General features: G+C 73.7%; 10 protein-coding genes and 1 pseudogene. 4 read left to right on the forward strand and 7 right to left on the reverse strand.

Features of this window, described 5'->3' with window-relative positions; all coding sequences use genetic code 11:
• Positions 1-15 precede the first annotated feature (15 nt).
• Both ACX9TP_RS45105 and ACX9TP_RS45110 read right to left on the reverse strand, forming a co-directional pair.
• A complete protein-coding gene (locus ACX9TP_RS45105) occupies positions 16-3,939 on the reverse strand; it encodes a protein kinase domain-containing protein (protein WP_482976898.1) in 3,924 nt (1,307 codons plus the stop codon).
• A 124-nt stretch (positions 3,940-4,063) separates the two neighbouring features.
• On the reverse strand, positions 4,064-5,968 hold the full coding sequence (locus tag ACX9TP_RS45110; RefSeq protein ID WP_482976899.1) for a lipase maturation factor family protein: 1,905 nt from the start codon (positions 5,966-5,968) through the stop codon (positions 4,064-4,066).
• Positions 5,969-6,113: 145 nt separating this feature from the next.
• Here ACX9TP_RS45110 and ACX9TP_RS45115 point away from each other — a divergent pair, with 145 nt between their 5' ends.
• Entirely contained in the window at positions 6,114-6,767 is a 654-nt protein-coding gene (locus ACX9TP_RS45115; RefSeq protein ID WP_482976900.1) for an MBL fold metallo-hydrolase, read from the forward strand.
• A gap of 1 nt (position 6,768) precedes the next feature.
• Here ACX9TP_RS45115 and ACX9TP_RS45120 read toward each other — a convergent pair whose 3' ends face one another.
• Both ACX9TP_RS45120 and ACX9TP_RS45125 read right to left on the reverse strand, forming a co-directional pair.
• A complete protein-coding gene (locus ACX9TP_RS45120) occupies positions 6,769-7,566 on the reverse strand; it encodes a hypothetical protein (protein ID WP_482976901.1) in 798 nt (265 codons plus the stop codon).
• A gap of 72 nt (positions 7,567-7,638) precedes the next feature.
• Entirely contained in the window at positions 7,639-8,535 is an 897-nt protein-coding gene (locus tag ACX9TP_RS45125; RefSeq protein ID WP_482976902.1) for a dimethylarginine dimethylaminohydrolase family protein, read from the reverse strand.
• A gap of 245 nt (positions 8,536-8,780) precedes the next feature.
• Between ACX9TP_RS45125 and ACX9TP_RS45130 the strand changes: the two genes are divergently transcribed.
• Together ACX9TP_RS45130 and ACX9TP_RS45135 are read left to right on the forward strand one after the other, a co-directional pair.
• Entirely contained in the window at positions 8,781-8,945 is a 165-nt protein-coding gene (locus ACX9TP_RS45130) for a hypothetical protein (protein ID WP_482976903.1), read from the forward strand.
• A gap of 175 nt (positions 8,946-9,120) precedes the next feature.
• Positions 9,121-10,818 carry a GTPase gene (locus ACX9TP_RS45135; RefSeq protein ID WP_482976904.1) on the forward strand — a complete coding sequence of 566 codons (1,698 nt, stop codon included), beginning with the start codon at positions 9,121-9,123 and terminating at the stop codon, positions 10,816-10,818.
• 231 nt (positions 10,819-11,049) lie between these two features.
• Here the strand turns inward: ACX9TP_RS45135 and ACX9TP_RS45140 are convergent.
• Positions 11,050-11,451 (reverse strand): annotated as a pseudogene (locus tag ACX9TP_RS45140) (M23 family metallopeptidase); the annotation flags it as partial.
• Positions 11,452-11,739: 288 nt separating this feature from the next.
• Between ACX9TP_RS45140 and ACX9TP_RS45145 the strand changes: the two are divergent.
• Positions 11,740-13,005 (forward strand): amidohydrolase family protein, encoded by a 1,266-nt coding sequence (locus ACX9TP_RS45145; protein WP_482976905.1) that lies wholly within the window; start codon positions 11,740-11,742, stop codon positions 13,003-13,005.
• A gap of 132 nt (positions 13,006-13,137) precedes the next feature.
• Here ACX9TP_RS45145 and ACX9TP_RS45150 read toward each other — a convergent pair whose 3' ends face one another.
• Both ACX9TP_RS45150 and ACX9TP_RS45155 read right to left on the reverse strand, forming a co-directional pair.
• Positions 13,138-14,223 carry an alpha/beta hydrolase gene (locus ACX9TP_RS45150; protein ID WP_482976906.1) on the reverse strand — a complete coding sequence of 362 codons (1,086 nt, stop codon included), beginning with the start codon at positions 14,221-14,223 and terminating at the stop codon, positions 13,138-13,140.
• A gap of 120 nt (positions 14,224-14,343) precedes the next feature.
• Positions 14,344-15,162: a sulfotransferase domain-containing protein gene (locus ACX9TP_RS45155; protein WP_482976907.1), complete on the reverse strand. Its 819-nt coding sequence runs from the start codon at positions 15,160-15,162 to the stop codon at positions 14,344-14,346.
• Positions 15,163-15,281: the final 119 nt, after the last annotated feature.

The following is a 15,281-nucleotide window of genomic DNA, read 5'->3' on the forward strand; positions in this document are numbered from 1 at the left end:
TTGCGAACTGTCTGCTCACGAACGGCTCTCGTGGCCGTCGAGCGCGGTGAGGGCCTGCGTGGCCAGGGCCTCCCCCTCGCGCCAGCCCGCCACCCGGGCCCGCTCGCGGGCACGCTCCAGGCGCTCGCGCGCTTCCGGAAGGCGCCCGGAGGCCCCCAGCAGCCGCCCCGCGTTGTAGTGGATGCGCGCCGCCTCCTGCGCGTCTCCACCCTGCTCCGCCAGGAGGAGCGCCCGCTCCAGGTCCACGAGCGCGCCGGCGGAGTCCGCCTCCATCGCTCGCAGCCCGGCGAGGTTGGTGAGGGCGCGCGCCTGTCCCACGCCGCTGCCCACCGCGCGGGCCTGCTCCTGGGCGCGGGTGAAGGCGGTGCGCGCGCGCTCCAGCTGCCCGAGCCGCAGCTGCAGGCGTCCCAGCAGGTTGAGGTGCTCCCAGTAGAAGTCCTGGGCCCGCGCGGGGCGCCCGCCCATGCGCTGGAAGGCCTGCGTGAGCAGCTCCACCGCGCCGGGCAGGTCGCCTCGCGCCTCGCGGGCCCGGGCGCGCTCCCCGAGCACCCAGGCCCCGGCCTCCGCGTCGGACGCCGCCGCTTCCTGCGCCGTGGAGAGCCGTGCCTCGGCGGCGGCCACGCGGCCCAGCTTCAGCTCCGCCGCGGCCACCCGCCGCGTCACCTCGGCGCGGGCCGAGGGGGACTCCGCGGCGGGCAGGCGCTCCAGCCAGGACGTCGCGAGCGCCTCCACCGCGGCCGGGTCCACCTGCGACAGGCACGTCACCGCGCGCGACAGCATGCCCAGCTGCCACAGCCGCGCGGTGGGCGTGGACGCGGGGGCCTCGCCCATGGCGCGCCGGAAGTACTCGGTGGCCGGACGCCACTCGCCTCGCGCCGCGAGCCGCTCACCGGCCCGCTCACACGCGGCGGTGGCCCCCGGCGCTCCCGCCGCCAGCAGGTGGTCCGCCACGCGCACCTCGCGCGCGGGCTCGGAGGTGAAGGCCTCGCGCCCGAGCGCCTCCGCCAGCTCCAGGTGCGCCCGGCGCAGCGCGCTCGCGGGCAGCCGCCCCAGCAGCACCTGGCGCGCCAGCTCCAGCGCGAAGCGGAAGCTCCCGGGACGCTCCGGCACCGGCACCAGCCAGCCGTCCGCGACGAGCACCTCCTGCGCGTCCGCGCCGATGCCCTCCCCCTCCAGCGACGCCAGCACCAGCGGCGAGGAGAAGGTGCCGCCCTCCACCGCGGCCCGCGTGAGGAAGCGCTGGGCGAAGGGCGGCAGCAGGTCCAGCCGCGCGCCCAGCGCGAGGTCCAGGCTGTCGGGAAGGACGGCCTCGTCCAGGGGCCCGGTGGCCTGCCACGCGCCGCCCAGCCGCTGCACGGCGCCGCGCTCCACGAGGGCCCGCATCAGCTCCAGCGCGAAGGAGGGATTGCCGTGGGCGCGAGCGGCGACGAGGCGCTCCACCTCCGCGCCCGGAGGGGCCCCGAAGGCCGAGGCCAGCAGCGCGCGCAGCTCGGGCCGGGGCAGTCCCTCCAGCAGGAAGAGGGGCAGCGGCGCGAGCGCCGGGGGGACGGACTCCGGCACCACGGTGCCCACCAGCGCGACGGCGGAGTCCAGCGCCGCCAGCACCGACGCCAGCAGCTCCACGGAGGCGGCATCCGCGCGGTGCACGTCATCCACCAGCAGCAGCAGCCCGGCCGGGTGCGCGGCGCGCCGCAGGGCCTCGCCCACCGCCGCGTCCGCCGCCTGGAGCTGACCGGAGGGGCCGCCGTGGAAGAGCCGCCGCCAGAGCGCCGCCACCTCCTGCGCCAAGAAGCCCAGCGCCGTGAGCGGCTGCAGGGGCGCGCCCTCCGGCGCGGGGCCCAGCGCGCGGGCCAGCCCGGTGAGCACCGAGCGCATCAGCCCCATGGCCCCGGCCGCCTGGAGGTCCGCCGCGCTGACGTACACGCACCGCAGCGGCGAGGCCCGCGCCGCGCGCTCGGCCACGGCCTCCAGCAGGCGGCTCTTGCCCATGCCCGCCGCGCCGACGAAGAGGCACCCTCCTCCCGCGCCGGCCCGCGCCGAGTCCACCAGCGCCTGCGCGGCCGCCAGCGCCTCCGCGCGCCCGGTGAAGGCCACCGCCCGCACCACGCCGCCGAAGCCCTCCACGCGGCAGGCAGTCCCCGACGCAAGCTCCCGTGCCGCGCCGAAGCGCACGCCCTCGTCCAGCACCGCGCGGACGGCGGGGCCGGCCAGCACCTCGCCCGGCTCCGCCGCGAAGGCCAGCTCCGCCGCGCGGTCCAGGCCGGAGCCCGCCACGCGCCAGGGCGAGCGTCCCCGCCCCCCGCTCACCAGCACCGAGTCCAGCTCCAGCCCGACGCGCAGCACGGGCGGCGGCGACAGCCCCAGCCCGGAGATGGCGAGCGGCAGCTCCAGCGCGCAGCGCACGGCGCGCAGCGGGTCGTCCTTGCGCGCCGCCGGCAGTCCGAAGGCGAAGCTCCACCGCGTCTCGGTGAGCTGCACCACCTCCGCCTCGTGGCGCTCGGCGGTGGCCGCCGCCACGTCCATCAGCCGCCCCACCGCCTCCAGTCCCTCCTCCGCGCCCAGGTCGCGCCGCAGCGCCTCCGCCCCCTCCACCCCCACCGTGACGATGACGAGCTTGCGCTTGAAGGCCCCGTCCTCACGGCCCCGCATGCGCACGGTGGGCGCGGCCACCGAGTCGCCCAGGGTCTGCGTCTCCACGACGGCGGAGGCGTCCACCGGCGACGTGTCCTCGCCGTGCTTGAAGGCGGGAGGCGCAGGCCGCGCGCCGGCGACGTGCTCCGTGGGTAGCTCCTCTCCGGAGCCTCCGGAGCCCAGCAGCTGGGACTCGGACACGGCCTGCGTGCCGGACGGGGCCACGGGCGGGGTGAGCGCACTGCCACAGGAGGGACAGAAGCGGCTGGTGCCGCTGGTGGACTGGCCACAGCGCGGGCACGACAGGCTGGAGACCGGAGCCCGGGGCAGCACGCCCTCCAGCCCCTCCGCGGGCTCCTTCAGCCGGGCGCGGACGGACTCGCCCACCAGCCGGTCGATGGTGGTGGAGACCTGGCCCACCTCGCGGGGCACCTCGTCCAGCCAGGCCTGGAGCGCACGGGCCACGTCCGCGCACCGGGCGAAGCGCTGCTCCCGCGGCTTGGCCAGCATGCGCATGATGATGGCCTCCAGCATCGGAGGCACCTCCATGCCGAGCGACGAGGGCCGGGGGACGGGCGTCAGGGCGATGCGCCGCATCGCCTCGGCGGGGTTCTCGCTCTCCACGAGCGGCCGCTGGGTGATGAGCTCCCACAGCACCACGCCGAGCGCGTACTGGTCACTGCGGCCATCGAGCGGCGTGTTCCGCACCTGCTCGGGCGACATGTAGCGCAGCTTGCCCTTGAGGATGCCGGTGCGCGTGCGGGTGGAGCGGTTGGAGGCCTTGGCCACGCCGAAGTCCACCACCTTCGTCACCCCGTCCAGCCGCACCATGATGTTCTGCGGGCTGATGTCCCGGTGGACGAGCTCCAGCGGGACACCCTGCGCGTCCACGGCGTGGTGCGCATGGTCCAGTCCCAGCGCCGCGTCGCGGATGACCTCCACGCTGACCGCCATGGGCAGCGGCGTGCCGGTGCGCGAGGCCGCCCGGGCCAGGCGCCCCAGGTTCTCGCCTTCGATGTACTCCATGGCGATGTAGAAGATGCCCTGCCACTCCCCCACTTCGTAGACGGAGACGACGTTGGGGTGGTTGAGGCGGCCGGCCACGCGCGCCTCGTCGAGGAACATCTCCAGCGAGCCCTCCTGCTCCATCAGGTCCGGCAGCAGGTTCTTGAGGATGACGGGCCGCTCGAAGCCGCTCACGCCCACCTGGCGCGCGAGGAAGATTTCGCCCATGCCTCCCACGGCGAGCCGGCTCAGCACCGCGTATCTGCCGAAGATGAGGGACGCGGAATCGCGCGCGGGCAACATCGCGCGCGCACGCTAGCCAGCAGCGCCCCGCGGACGCCAGCCCCCCCGTCCATCGCCTGGGGGGGAAGCCACCGTGTCAGGCATTGCACATCCCACCCTGGCGCGGCGCGCTATCATTTCGTGCTCAGGCCTCCGCATCCCGTTGCAGCCGGGGCGCCCGGTCCGATGGCGTGGGTCCCGGGGCCAGGGCCAGCGGCGGGACGTAGAGCCCCAGCCGCTCGCGCTTCCACCACGCGCCGGTGCGGCGCCGCTCCTCCAGGTCCGACATCTTGTAGTCGTAGAGCACCGCGCGGAGCATGCGCGGCGGCTTGTCCGGAAAGGGATTGCCCGCGAGCAGCTTCAGCACCTCCGGCGAGCCCTCCAGCAGCCGGCCCATCAACGCGAGGAACCAGCCCGTGGGCGCGCCGAGCGCCGCGAACCACATCTGCCAGTCCAATCGCGGCTGATGCGGCGCCACCTGCCGGGGCGGACGCTCCAGGGCGCCGACCTTGTAGCGGAAGGGATATTCCTTCCAGTGCTCCCCGTCGTCGGAGCCCTCGATGAGGATTTCCGGCCGCTCCACCGTCATCACGCTGAACAGGCCATACGGATTCACGGAGCGCAGCGGACGCGCCTGGGATTCCAGCCACCCCAGCGCGCCCAGGACGCGCTCCGAGCGGCGCGGCCACCATTCGAAGCGGCGGAGCACCTCGGACGCGCCGAGCGCCACCACCGGCGCGGCCACCACCGCGGACAGCCCCGTGCGCCACCAGGGACGGGGCCGGGCGGGCACCCTGGCCTTCAGCGGCAGCACGCGCCGCAGCGCCGCGTCGTCCAGCAGCCACAGCCCGAGCGCCAGCGACTGGACGTTGAAGAAGCCGTAGTTGCCCGTGGCCGCGATGCTGCCCTGCAACCCGGCGAAGGCCCAGAACGCGAGCTGCCGCACCTTCCGGGGCGCGAAGGTGAGGAACGGCAGCCCCGTCTCCAGGCCGAGCGTGGCCGCCGTGGTGGCGCGGTGGACCCATTGCGGCAGGTGGTGCGCGTACCAGCCGCCGCGCGTGGGCAGCGGCGCCGTCTCGTAATAGTGGTCCATCGCCGTCAGCTCGCGCCACGTCCTGTCCCCCGACTGGAGCTTGCTGACGCCGGAGCCGAAGTAGAGGCGGAACACGAGCAGCCGGAAGAGGAACACGTCCAGCGCGGAGGGCGCGTCACGGCCCAGGCCCGGCCTGAAGCCACCGGGCGCGGTGAGCGCGGACAGCAGGCCCATCTCCAGCAGCAGCACGTCCCACTGGAAGGAGAGGAACTCGCGGCCGGCGGACACGTAGGAGAGGTACAGCGCCCACAGCAGCATCGCGCTGCGCCGGGGCGCGATGTTGAAGGTGAGGGCCAGCGACAGCAGCTGTCCCGCGCGGCAGCCACGCACCAGCGCCTCGTCGGACGCGTCCAGCCAGAACACGGAAGGCGTCATCCGCCACCGCTGCCACCCGGGCTCCACCTCGCGGTGCGCGTCCAGCCGCTCGCGCAGGGGCCGGATGCCGCGCTCGCCGTAGAGCCCGAGCACCTGTCGCCCCAGCGACGTGAAGGCGATGAAGAACGTGCCGCCCATCAGCCGGAGGAAGGCCCAGCGCACCAGCCGGTACTCATGCGCAACCACGGTGCGTCCGAAGAGCCAGGAGTCCACCCGCGCCGCCGTGCGCCGGTTGCGGGAGATGACGGCGTAGACGCCACGCGCCGCGTGCAGCACGCCGGGCAGCAGCCCCAGCTTCGCCGCCACGCGCGTCCCCCTCCGGGGCGACCAGGTGAGCATGCGGAAGACCGCCTCCGCGCCCTGCGACACGCGGCCGGACGGCTCCACCAGCTGCATGGCCCGCCTCAGGTCCGCCTTGCGCAGGCCGAGCGCCCATCGGTGCCACCCGCGGGCCGCCTCGAAACGCACGCGCCCTCGCGTGCTCAACTGCCACCGCGCCACCCAGCGGCGACAGAAGCCACAGTCCCCATCGAAGAGTACGAGCGGCCGTGAGGCCGTCCCACGCAGGAGTCGCGCCACCATGAGGGAAGGTGGTGTGCATGGTGGGACGGTGGCTGCCCCTCCCCTCCCGGACTGGCCGCCCCCGGGGCAGGAGGCCCGGCGAGCCCGCGGCTCCACCGTCCTCGGGTCCAGGTGACACGGGAACGGGGTGCCTACGTTTCACGGCATGAGCGAGCCCAAGGGGAAGGCGAAGCGGCTGGTCCAGGTGGTCCCCGGGGTCCACCATTGGACCCTGTCCGACGAGCGCATCGGCGGCGCGCGCAGTGACGCGTACGCGGTGGTGGATGAAGACGGCGCTGTCGTCCTCATCGACCCGCTGCCCATCGACGAGGAATTGCTGGGCCGGCTGGGCAAGGTGACCGCCATCGTCCTGACGGCGGGCAACCACCAGCGCTCGGCGTGGCGCTTCCGCAAGGCCTTCGGTGCCCCGGTGTGGGCGCCGGAGGGCGCGCAGGGGCTGGAGGAGGCGCCGGACTTCTTCTACGTGGCGGGCGAAACGCTGCCGGCCGGCATCGTCTCGTTCCACACGCCGGGGCCCACGGAGGCGATGTACACGCTGTGGATTCAGCAGCACCCGCGCAGCGTGGCCTTCATCTCGGACCTGCTGACGCACCAGGGCCGGGGCACGCCGGAGTTCGTCCCCGGCGAGTACCAGGACGAGCCCTTCCGCACCCGGCACAGCGTGCAGCGCATCCTCGACCACCTGCCGGTGCAGACGGTGTGCTTCGCGCACGGCGCGCCCATCGTCAACGAGGGCGCCGCGGCGCTGCGCCGCGCGCTGGCGGAGGACCCGGAGTCCCCCACCGCGTCGGCGCCCTGAGTCAGAGCACGCCCTCGCGCACCAGCACATGCCCCGCGTCCTGGCCGGGCGGGACGAGGTGCAGCACCTCGCCCGCCTCCGCGCGGTCCAGCAGTCCGCTCAGCGTGGGCAGGTCGGTGACGGACACCCGCCGCGTGGGAGCCAGGGATGACTTGCGCTCCAGTGCCTCCGCCACGCGCGCGCCGTCCGACACGTCCGACTCGTAGACGAAGGTGCGCTCGCCGTACTCGTGGCCTCCGGGCACGCGGCCCACGAGGCGCAGCGGGCCGAGCCGCGCGTGGACGCGGACACTGGGGTTGTCCCACTGGGCCACGCCGCGCAGCCGCTTCGCGCGCAGCATGCTCAGCGTGAGCACCTTCACCCACGGCGCGGCGCCGGTGCCCGGCAGGAAGCTCAAGAGCGACACGCCGATGAACAGGCCCGGCGTCACCGAGGGCGCCGCGTAGTACGCCGCGCCGATGGTCGGGTCCTCGTCGGCCAGCCCCAGTCGCTCGCGCACCTCGGGCTTCACCAGACGCGCCGGGCACCGCAGCAGGCCGATGGCTCCCGGCAGCAGGTACAAATCGGACAGCACCCAGCGCGGCACGCCGATGCCACCGAAGGCCAATTGGTTCAGCGCGAGGTACTGCGCCGCCAGGTCGAGGTTCCGCTCGGCGGGCAGGTAGTGCACCGGCACCCCGAGGGGCGACAGGTCCAGCGAGTCCGCGTGCTCGCCCGAGCCGAGTGCCATCATCGACACGCCCGGGTGCTGGGCGAGAAATGACTCCGCCTGCCTCGTCAGTGCGCTCGCGTCACGCATCGGGGTTCATCGTCCTTTGTCAGTACCGCCAGTGGGCACAACGCTTGCGCCTGTCAAACCCGTGCGCGCGTGTCACGCCTCGGCTTCGATGTCCTTCGCCACGGCCGCCAGCCGGTACTCGTCCGGGATGCGCACCGCCTCCGCGTCCACCTCCGCGCGGGACACGAGGCAGCGCGAGGAGCCGCCGCCCTTCTCGCACAGCTCGCGCATGGTGAGCGGCACCACACGCATGCCCAGCAGGGCCAGCCGCGCGCGCACCGCGTCCTGCACCACCGAGGGCGCGAGCAGGTCTCTTCCAAGCGGCAGCCCGTTGGTGGCGTAGTGCTTGATTTCGTCCTCCGTCACCACGAGCAGGCGCTGCTCACCGAACCGCTCGCGCAGGCGCGCGTACGAGTCCGGGGCGATGACGTCCGGGCACACCATCAGCCGGTCCACGGCGGACAGCGGCAGCACGGCCATGTTGCCGTGGAAGGCGGGCTCGCGGACCTGCACGCGCAGCACCTCGCCGGGGAAGTGGGACGCCGCGGCCTCCAGCCCGTCCAGCGTGGTGCGCCCGCCCCAGAACAGCAGCGTGACACCGTCGAAGGTGGCCACGTCGCCGTGCGCCTCCCAGATGCCCACGCCCGGGTCCACCACCTCCATGCCCATGCGGCGGGCCAGCGGGGCCCAGTGCTCGCGCTCGGCCTGCCGGTGCGCGCTCATCATCCGCGGCAGGAGGAACAGCGGTGGTGCACCCTCGCGCGGTACCACCTGCCCGCACTCCGCGGCGTAGGGCATGCCGGTGAGCACTTCGGAAGGCGACGGCAGCGCCACCACCGTGCCGCCGCGCGCTTCGATTTCTCGCGCCAGTGCCAGCCACTCGAGCCGGGCCTGACGCGCGTCCACCTGCGGGGCCTCGCGGCTGCGGAAGTTGTTGCGCCCGCGCAGGGCCCACGCGCGCCCCGGGGGCGACATGAGGAAGAGGTCCATGGTGCTGTCGCTTCTACTCCCTCCACCTTCTGCACCGCCACCCGCGCGCATTCCCCGAAGCGGGCTTCCGGACGAGCCCTCCACGCAGGGCGCCTGCCCGGGCGCACCGGCCTGTAAAGGCTTCCGGCGGAAAAGGCCCGGCGTCATCCACCGTTCTCCCTCTTGCCGAAACGGCCCGAGGCGACTTCACGGGGCGCGCGCACGGGCCGACACTCCACGCGCCCCCACGACAGGGAGAGCACCGCATGAGCACCGAGACGAAGGTGAAGAAGGTGAAGGAGCTGTTCGTGCAGGACCTGGCCCGCATCCACGGAGGCGCGGGCCAACAGCCGAAGGACAAGGGGCCGAAGTGCCCGGAGTTCACCACCCTCGCCTGTGGCGAGGAGCCCAACGGCTGCTCCGGCTGCTGACCGCTGAGTCCTTCACTCCGGCGGGAGCCTCGCATCGGCTCCCGCCGGGCCACTCCCGGCTCCGTGCCAGCCGCGCCCACGCCCTGAATCCGTCCGGCGAAGTGCACGCTGGCGCACCCTCGGCGCATCTTCTTCGTAGTCACCCGGCCTGTGCCGGGAGAGGCTCGCCCCCCACGTGGACGAGACGAGCCTCCCCGACCCCGAAGCCCTTCGCCCCCTCTTGAAGGCCGCCCTGGAGCTGCCCGCGCTGCAACCGCACGCGGCCAGGCTGGAGCGGCTCGTGGACGACTACGCGCGCGGCGTGGCCCGCAAGGACGCACCGCTCGGCGTGGCACTGGTGGGTGCCACCGGCGCGGGCAAGTCCACCCTCCTCAACGCGCTGGCCGGACAGGCCCTGTCGCGCGAGGGCGTGGACCGGCCCACCAGCACCGCCGCCACCGTGTTCGCACCGGAAGGCGCCTCCACGGACACACTGGCCCAGACGGGCGCGCGCGTCGTCCGGTACGCCCCCGGGCCCCAGGGCCTCTGGGGCGGACAGGTGTTCATCGACACGCCGGACCTCAACAGCGTGGCCACCACCCACCGCGACGTGGCCCGCGCCGCGCTGGAGCGCGCGGACGTGGCGCTCGTCGTCATGCACAGGAGCAGCGTGGCCGAGGCCTCACAGGTGGAGTTCCTCGCGGAGTTCGCCCGCCGCCGCGCGCTCGTCTTCATCCTCAACTTCGCGGACGAGCTGTCCCCCGAGTCGCGCGAGTCCCTCAAGGCCCAGGTGCGCCGCGTGGCCTCCGAGCAGTACGGCCTGGCGCAGCAGGACGTGCCCGTCTTCGCCATCAGCGCGCTCGCCGCGAAGGACGGCCGCGACGTGTCCGGCGAATTCGGCGCCCTCCTCTTCCACCTGCGCGGGCTGGCCACCCAGGCCGTGGCCGCGCGCGTGCGGCGCACCAACGCCATGGGCGCCCTGGAAGAGGTGCACGCGCGCGTGGAGGCGGCGCTGAAGGAGACGGACGCGCTGCTCGCACGCACCCGCGACGCGCTGGGCTCCGGCCTGGAGAAGGCGGCGGACGGCCTGCGCGCGGACTTCGACGCCCGGCTGCGGCTCGCGCACGGGCACCTCGCGGCGGAGGTGCGGCGTCAGGCGGGAGGCCGCTTCTGGGGCCCCGCGGCCTGGGGCCTGCGGCTGTCCCTGTGGGGAGCGAGCGGCCTGGGCGCGGCGGCCCTCGTGGGACGCGCCAGCCTGCCCGCGGGCCTGGCCGTCGCGGCGGCCTCCACCGCGCTGGACGCGGTGCGCGGACGCACGCGCGCCCGAGCCGCGGAGAACGCGGTGGTGGAGCCCTTCGAGGACGACTTCGGCGTGGAGTCCGCCGCGCGCACGGCGCTGGCGGAGGCGCGCAGCGTGGTGCGGGCCGGCGGCCTGGACCCGGCGCTGCTCGGTGTACCGGACGTGGACGCGCTGCTGGACGCGGTCCGCGCGGCGCGCGCCGGGGCGTGGCGCTACACGGCGACCACCGGCGTGGGCGAGGCGGTGGCCGGCTGGTGGCGCACCGCGCGCTGGCTGGTGCTGCCACTCATCAACCTGCCGCTGCTCGGCCTGCTGGGACACGTGGGCTACCGCGTGGTGCGAGCCTACGTGGAAGGCCCCCTGCTGCCGTTGGAGTACTTCCTCAACGCGGGGGCCTTCTTCGCGCTGCTCTCCGGAGCAGGCGCGCTGCTGGCGTCAGCGAGTCTCGCTGGGGCCGCTCGCCGTGCGGGTGCGGCGGGGCGTAGCCGTTTCGTCGAGGCCCTGGCCGCCCTGGGCGGGAGGCTGATTGAGGCCGTCGATGATGGACTGCGCCCCGGGCGGGAGGCCGCGAAGCGCCTGCTGGCGCTCAGGTGACATGGAGTCCACGGCCTGGCCCGGCGCGTGCGTGCCCTCGTTGTTGGCCATGAGGGTCCGCTGGCCCGCGTCCTTGCAGACGGGCGCGGAGACGCGCGTGTCGCGCACCGGGTCGCCGAAGCCCGCGAGGCGCGCCGGGACGGACGGGTTGTTCCAGCCCTTGCCCACCTCACGCGCCACCTTGAAGTGCAGGTGCGCACCGCAGGCCCAGCCGGTGGAGCCGGAGAAGCCGATGAGCTGGCCCTCGCGCACGCGCTCTCCGGGCTTCACCACCACCGCGCTGAAGTGGAGGTACTGCGTCTCCAGGCCATCTCCGTGGGAGATGACGACGTAGTTGGCCTGCGGCGCGAACTTCTCGTCGCAGCCACCCGTGGAGCTGTCACCGCGAGCCAGCCGCACCACCCCGTCGCGCGCGGCGACGATGGGGGTGCCATCCGGCATGCGGAAGTCCCAGGCGTAGGTGTCGTTGTGCTGATGGCTGCCGGTGTCGTGTCCCTGGCTCACCGTGTAGATGCGACCACAGGCGAAGGGGACGCCTACCTCGGGCATGTCGCTCTGCGCGGAGGCAGTCGAGGGGGGAACCGCAGGGGCCGAAGCCAGGAGAGAACCAAGGAGGAGAGCGGAAAGGTTCATATCGGGGCGGGCTGGAAACGGAGGCAAGTGCCCCCGATATTTCCCTGTGCATTTTCTCAGAAGCCCGCGTGCTTCGCGACCGGGGGGCCTATGCTCCGTTCTCCTCCATGGAGGGCTGCGCGCATGGTCTCAGAGGGAAAATCACAGCGGTGGGGTTGGAGCCTCTGTCTGCTCGTCTGCCTGGCGTCCTGCCGTGGCGGGCCGGAAATGAATGGGACTTCCGGTCCGGAAGGGCCTTTACGGGCACCGTCCGCCACCCTGGCCGTGGTGGGGGTGACGGTGCTCTCGATGGCTACAGGCACCGACGCGCTGGTGGATCAGACGGTGCTCGTGGACGGCGAGCGCATCGTCGCGGTGGGGCCGTCGGCCTCCACGCCGGTGCCGGAGGGCGCGACGCGGGTGGACGGGCGCGGACGCTGGCTCATGCCCGGGCTGGCGGACATGCACCTGCACCTCCAGCCGGGAACCGGGCAGGCGGGAGACGCGGCGGGCCGGCAGATGCGGCTGCTGCTCGCCAATGGCGTCACCACCGCGCGGGCGCTGGGAGCCGCGCCGACGGGACTGGAGCTGCGCGCCCGGGTGATGAAGGGCGAGGTGCTCGGGCCCCGGCTGCTGGTGGCCGGCCCGTCCTTCCATGGCAAGTCGGTGCAGGGACCGGAGCAGGCCCGGCAGCGCGTGCGCGACCAGAAGGCGGCCGGGTTCGACCTGATCAAGACGCACGGCGGGCTGGGGCGCGAGACGTACGACGCGATGATGGCCGAGGCGAAGGCCCAGGGGCTGCGAGTAAGCGGCCACGTGACGCAGGACGTGGGGCTCGCGCACGCGCTGGAGTCGGGGCAGCAACTGGAGCACCTCGACGGCTGGCTGGCCGCGCTGCTGCCGCCGGGTGATAAGGCGGTGGTGGACCAGCTCGACTTCACCGACGCGGTGGAGCGGATGGACGCGGCGCGCATCCCCGCGCTGGCGGAGGCGACGCGGAGGGCGGGCGTGTGGAGCTCGCCCACGATGGACCTCTTCGAGCTGCTCTCCCGCGCGGACCAGGTGGACACGCTGCGCGCGCGGCCGGAGCTGCGCTACGTGCCCTCCGCGGCGGTGGAGGCGTGGACGAAGGACTTGTCGGACCCGGAGCTGGCGGGAGCCCCCGCCGCGCGGAGGCAGCGCTTCGTGGAGCTGCGCCGGCAGGTGGTGCGGGGGCTGCACGCGGCGGGAGCGGGGCTGCTGGTGGGCTCGGACTCGCCGCAGTTCTTCATGGTGACGGGCTTCGCGGTGCACCGGGAGATGGAGGCCCTGGCGGCGGCGGGCCTGCCGACGCGCGCGGTGCTGGAGGCGGCCACGCGCAACGCGGCGGAGTACCTGGGCGAGTCCGCCGAGTGGGGCACGGTGGCCGTCGGCCAGCGCGCGGACCTGCTCCTCCTGGACGCGGACCCGCGCGAGGACGTGCGCCACACGCAGGCTCCGCACGGCGTGGTGCTGCGCGGCCGGTGGCTGCCGCGCGCGGAGCTGGACGCGATGCTGGCGGAGGTGGAGGCGGCGGTGAAGGCGCCGACGCCTTGAGCGGAGCCCCGCCGAAGCGCTGAGCGCCGTGCCCGGCGAGGCGCTGAGCGCCGTGCTGGACGAAGCGCTGAGCGCCGTGCCCGCCGAAACGCTGAGCGCCGTGCCCGCCGAGGGACGGCGCCCCGGCCCCGCTCACTCCCGCTCGCGCTGGACGAGCCACGCGGAGATGGCGCGCTGGCACGCCTCATGGCGGTCGAGGAAGGCGAAGTGCCCACTGTCCACCTCCACGTACGTCGCGCGCTGGCCCAGGCGCTCGGCGTAGGCGCGCATGGAGCGGGTGGGCATCATGGTGTCATGCCGCCCCTGCACCATCAGCGTGGGCACGGCGGACACGGGAGCCCGCGAATCAGCGCCGGACACGAGCACCAGGCCGCGCAGCTCGAGGCGCGGATGGGAGACGCGGCCCACGAGGAGGCTGGCGCCCACCCCTCCATTGGAGAGCCCGCCCAGGTAGACGCGGCGGACGCCCCGCTCCGCGAGCCACCCGAGCGTCGCCTTCAGCGTGCGCTCGCCCCGGGGTGACCACCAGTCCCCGGCCGGGCCCACCGAGGGGCAGACGGTGAGCGCGGAGATGGCCTGGACCGACTGTGCCATCTGCCAGCAGTACACCGCGAAGTTGCCAGCGAAGCCGTGGAGGAAGACGACCGCCGTGCGGGGCGTGGCGTCACCCTTCGGGGGAATGACGAGCGCGTCGAAGGACTCCGGGGACTGGAGGCCCAGGTACGTGGCGACGGCGGGCGTGGCGAATTCACCCTCGGCGGCGTCCATCCTGTCGAAGGCCGACTCCAGCGCGGGGATGAAGTCGCGCGCGTCCGAGCGCGGCAGGCGGCCGGAGCGCATCAGCGCATGCCCCGCGAGCAGCGTCCCGTCCCGCTCGGCGACGAGCCGGTTCACCCACCGGTGGCCCGCGTCCGGCAGTCGCAGGGTCTCCACCTGCGTGCCCCGCGCGAAGACCAGCCGCCCCAGCGCCACCAGCACCATGAGCCCGAGCCCCGCCCGCGCCAGCCCCCGCCGCCCGGGCGGAGCGACCAGTCCGACGGACACGAGCGCGAAGCCCACGGCGTAGCCCCAGCCCGAAGGCGAGGCGCCGATGAAGGCCGCGGCGGCCATCAGCAGCACGGCCACCGGCGCGACGACGAGCCCCGGCAGGAACGCGAGCCCGCCTCCGCGCCGCGGCGCCGCGGCGTGCGTCACGGGAAGGGAGGAAGAAGAAGCCATGGCGCCCAGCATGCCGGCCCACGCGGGCCGGGCGGCGCTCCCATGGCTGAGCGGTCGGGAACCCCTGGTGAGCGGCCCGCGACGGGGAGGGCCGCTTCCCTCCCCGCCCGCCTGGCGCGCCTAGAAGGTCTCCGTGTCCTTCAGCTTCAGGTCCCCGCGGAGCTTCGACAGGTTCGCCTCCAGCTCGGCGATGTGCTCCTCGCGGATGGGCTGGCGCGGCTTGGTGCCACCTGCGCGGATGAAGCTTCCCGGGTTCTCCTCGTATATCCCCATGCGGAAGTCGAACTTGTCGTTGTGCTGCTTCATGTACTCGAAGCTGCACTTCGCCAGGATGTCCGCCATGCGCGCCTCCGGCACGGGGACCTTGAGGAAGGCGGCGATGCGACGCACCTGTCCCTCCAGGTCCGAGCTCAGGTCCTCGTAGCGAATCCACAGCACGTTGGCGTCGTGCCGGTGGGGCATCCACGAGCGCATGTACCCGTACCAGCTCCCGAAGAAGCCGCGCCCGCTCACCATGCCCTTCATGAAGCGGTCGAACGGCGAGCGGAACCGGCGCAGCATCTCGTGGTGGTGGTAGCAGGAGACGAACGTGTCTCGCGCATCGCGGGTGACGAAGATGATGCGTGAGCTCTTCGCCGGCCGCAGCTCCCTGTACGGCAGGTGCGTCTTGAACATGCGCGGCGACGGCATCTTCTCGATGTACTCGAGGTTCCCGTGGCGGATGAGCTCCTCCAGGTACGGCGACTTCTGGAGGATGTGGTCGAACTCCACGTCACCATTGCCGAGCAACTGCACCAGGATCATCTGCATCCAGGTGGTGCCCGACTTCGGATACGTCGCGATGAAGATGTCGTCGGGCCGGGGTCGGAAGCCCGTGTAGAAGCGGGTCAGCTCCCGCAACTTGCGGCTCGTGGCATGGACAATGCCGGAGACCGCCATGATCACACTCAAGAACATCAGGAAGGGTTTCGTCAGCCACCGCATGAGCAGGGTCTCAGTCCTGTAATCACGGAAAGTAAGGGGGGGGCCGGATGCTACACCCAACCTGCGCGGCCCTG

It is taken from the genome of Pyxidicoccus sp. M15 (genome assembly GCF_056858435.1).